Genomic DNA, 3,747 nt, shown 5'->3' on the forward strand with positions numbered 1-3,747 from the left:
CGACGCCGTTTCCTCCAGGCTCGCCGCCTGCTGCTCGGTCCGCGACGACAGGTCCGAGTTCCCCGCCGCAATCTCCCGCGCCGCCGTGTTGATGGTGTCGCTCGCCTGCTGGATCTGCTGCACGATCCCGGTCAGGCGCTCGACCGTCATGTTGGCGTCGTTCTTGAGCTTGGCGAAGGTGCCGCGGAACTCGGCGTCGATGCGCTGCGTCAGATCGCCCTGCGCCAGCGCGCCGAACATGCGCGCCACTTCGGCCAGGCCGTCGCCACTGCTGGTCAGCAGCTGGTTGATGCTTTCCGCCAGCTGGCGGAAGAAGCCTTCCTTGCCTTCCACCGCGACGCGCTGCGAAAAGTCGCCGTCGGCCGCGGCCTTGACGATCGCGCCGATCTCCGCTTCCACGGCGATCTCGGCGCTGCGGTCCAGCCATTCGACGACGGTGCCCAGGCGCTCGCCCGCGCCGTTGATGATCGGGTTGACCGTCAGCGCGAAGCTGCGCCCGCCGACCTTGATGTTCGCGCGATACGTGTCGCGCAGGTTCTCGAGCATGCGCCGCTGATGTTCCGGCGCCTTGTGGAACTGGTCGATGGAACCGCCGAGCAGCTTGCGCACGTCGAAGTTCGGCAGATCGCGACGCAGATCCGCCTCGGCGCGGCTCAGCATCTGCATGATCGACTTGTTGACGTACATGATCTGCCGCTCGTTGTCGGCGATCATGACGTTGGTGGTGACGTTGTCGAGCGCGTTCTTGATGCGCAGGTTCTCGTCGGCCAGCCGCTTCTCGGCGGCCTGCCGCTCCTGCTCGTAGGCCTGCGCCGCCAGCTCCACCGTCAGGTCCTTCCACTCGACGACATAGCCGACGCGACGGCCGTCGCTGTCGATCGGATTGACGATCAGCGAGAAGGTGCGGCCGCCGACCGCGATGCGCGCCTTGTGCGCCTGCGTCATGCGCGCCAGCAGGCCGCGCTGGAATGCCGGATTCTTGTGGAAGATATCGATGTTGGCGCCGACCACGTTGGCGGCGTTGAAGGCCGGCACGTCCTTGCGGATGTCGGCCTCGGCGGCCGCCAGCATGGCGCGGATCGACTGGTTGACGTAGACGATGTTGAGCTCGTCGTCGGCGACCATGACGTTGGTCTCGGCGACGTCGAGGCCCTGCTTGATGCGCGCCGTCGCCACCGCGACTTCGCGCTCGCGCGCCCGCGTCGCGGCGATGTCGTCGAGCAGCGCGTTGATCGCCTCGCACAGCGCCAGCACCGAACCTTCCTGGCCCTGCGTCGACAGGCGCTGCGAGAGATCGCCGCCGCGCGCGGCGCTGACCACCGCCTGCGTCTCGTCGATGGCGCGCTGCAGGCGCGCCGCGGCATGCACTTCGCCGGTCACGTCGCTGGCGTACTTGACGATCTTCTGCGGCTTGCCCTGCGCGTCCAGCACCGGATTGTAGGACGCCTGGATCCAGACCTCGCGCCCGCCCTTGGCGACGCGCATGTAGCGGCCGGCGTCGTACTCGCCGCGGCCGAGCTTCTCCCAGAACGCGCGGTATTCGCCGCTGTCGCGGTACGCCGGCGCGACGAACATGGCGTGATGCTGGCCCTTGATCTCGTCGAGGCGGTAGCCGAGCACGCGCAGGAAATTGTCGTTGGCGTGCACGATGTGGCCGTCCGGCGTGAATTCGATCACCGCCTGCGAGCGGTCGATGGCCTGCATCTGCGCGGCGTGCTCGCGGTCGCTCTCGCGCTGCTGCTCGTGGCGCCGGCGCAGCGCCGCCAGCATGTCGCGCAAGGCGTCGCCGGCGGCGGCCGGCAGCGCGTCGGTCGCGGCCTCGTATTCGTCGCGCGCCGCCGCCGCGGCGAGCGCCTGCAGCTGCTGCTGCGCGCGCGCCATGGCGCCGCCGAGCCGCGCGCCGAGCGCGGCGCCGAGCGCCGCCGCGACGAGCATGACGGCCAGCAGCGGCAGCGGCGCCGGCGTCGCGCCCGGCAGGGCGGCGACCGCGAGCACGGCCGCGGCGGGCAGGAGGGCGCCGGCGATCGCCATGCGCGATACCGGCCTATCGATCACAAAAGACATTGGAGACATCCTCGCGTAGACAGCACTCCGGGCAGGCCGGCGACGCGCATGCGCAAGCCGGTGCTTGATCACCGGGCCGAAGTCCTGCGGCCCTTGCCGACACAGCGGCGGTGATCGGGATTTCTGCAGGGCGGCGGGACCAACGGTACAGTCCGCCGCCGCGAGCGGTCAGGCGCGCAGCAGGCCGGCGAGCAGCGCGTCGGCATCGAGCAGGGTCAGCAGGCGGCCCTGGCCGCACGATGCGACGCCGACGAAGCGAAAGCGGTCGCCGTCGCGGTGCAGGCCCGGCAGCGGCTTGATCGCGCCGGCCGCGATCTTCGAGATGTCGCCGATGCGGTCGACCAGCAGGCCGAAGGTCTCGCCCTCGTGCATGACGATGACGATGCGCGCCTCGACGCCGGGCGGCGGCGCCGGCAGGCCGAGGTGGCGACGCAGGTCGACCACGGTGACGACCTGGCCGCGCAGGTTGATGACGCCGGGAATGGTCGGCGGCGTGCCGGGCACCGGCTCGATCGGCGTCAGCTTCAGCACCTCGCGCACCTGGCCGATGGCCAGGCCATAGTCCTGCGCGCCGAGTCCGAAACAGACCCAGCGCCCGAGGTCGACGTCGATGCTTGCGGGCGCGCTCATGGCGCGGCAGCGGACGACGGCGCGGCGGCGGCCGGCTCCGGCGCGGCGTCGACGCGCAGCGGCGCGGGCGGCGCGGCGCCCTCGGCCATGACCACGATCAGCACGCGGCGGTTGCGGTTGCGGCCCTCGGCCGTCGCGTTGTCGGCGATCGGGCGGTACTCGCCGAAGCCGGCGACGCTCATGCGCGTCGGCGCCACGCCGCTCTCCATGAACAGGTGCACGACGCTCGCCGCGCGCGCCGCCGACAGTTCCCAGTTCGACGGAAACACGCTGGTGGCGATCGGCACGTTGTCGGTGTGGCCCTCGATGCGCAGCGCGTTGGGGAATTCGCGCAGGGCGCCGGCGAGCCTGCGCAGCACCGGCGCCGCCTGCGGCGCGAGCTGCGAGACGCCGCTGGCGAACAGGATGTCGGCGCGGATCTCGATCTCCAGCGAATGCGTGTTGCGCCGCACGATGACCTGGTTCTGGCGGATCAGGTCCTGCATCGCCGACTGCACGGCGTCCGCCATGCGCTGCAGCGCCGGCGCGGCCGCCGCCTGCGGCGCGCCGCCGTCCGCCTCGTGGCCGCCGACGCGCGTGCCGGAGCGGTCTTCCTGCAGCCGCGCCGGGTCCTGCTCGAAGCCGCGCATGTCCGGCGTGAAGAACACCGCGTCGGCCCGCGTGCCTTTCTGCGGCCGCTCGCCGAGCTGGATCGGCCGCAGCGATTTCGGCGGACCGCCGAAGGCCTGAGACAGCGAGTCGGCGAGCACGCGATAGCGGCCCTCGTTGACGGACGACACCGCGTACATGACGACGAAGAAGGCCAGCAGCAGGGTCAGCAGATCGCCGTAAGGGATCGCCCAGGCCTCGTGGTTGACGTGCTCTTCGTGCTTGCGCTTTTTGGCCATCGCGGCGTCTTCAGTGGCGGAGGATGGCGCGCTGCGCGCGGCGGGCGCGGCACTCGATCCGGCACCCACCTCCCCCGGCCCCTCCCCCCGCGAGCGGGCGGAGGGGAATCGTGGAGGAACGCACGGCACCACGAGCCCTCTCCTCCCGCGGGAGGAGAGGGTTGGG

Annotated in this window: 3 protein-coding genes; all 3 read right to left on the minus strand. The window is 71.3% G+C overall.

The genetic code is table 11. The annotated features are described in order from the left end of the window. Positions 1–2,064 (minus strand): PAS domain S-box protein (locus tag K344_RS22625; RefSeq protein WP_245586272.1); only part of this gene is annotated, 2,064 nt, incomplete at its 3' end. A gap of 168 nt (positions 2,065–2,232) precedes the next feature. Continuing rightward, positions 2,233–2,694 (minus strand): chemotaxis protein CheW, encoded by a 462-nt coding sequence (locus K344_RS0119260; RefSeq protein ID WP_043115032.1) that lies wholly within the window; start codon positions 2,692–2,694, stop codon positions 2,233–2,235. Continuing rightward, a complete protein-coding gene (gene motD, locus K344_RS22630) occupies positions 2,691–3,581 on the minus strand; it encodes a flagellar motor protein MotD (RefSeq protein ID WP_043115033.1) in 891 nt (296 codons plus the stop codon). The genes K344_RS0119260 and motD overlap by 4 nt, the downstream gene beginning before the upstream one ends. Between the last annotated feature and the right edge of the window lie 166 nt (positions 3,582–3,747).

Origin of the sequence: Solimonas soli DSM 21787, assembly GCF_000474945.1 — a bacterium.
Classification (GTDB): domain Bacteria; phylum Pseudomonadota; class Gammaproteobacteria; order Nevskiales; family Nevskiaceae; genus Solimonas; species Solimonas soli.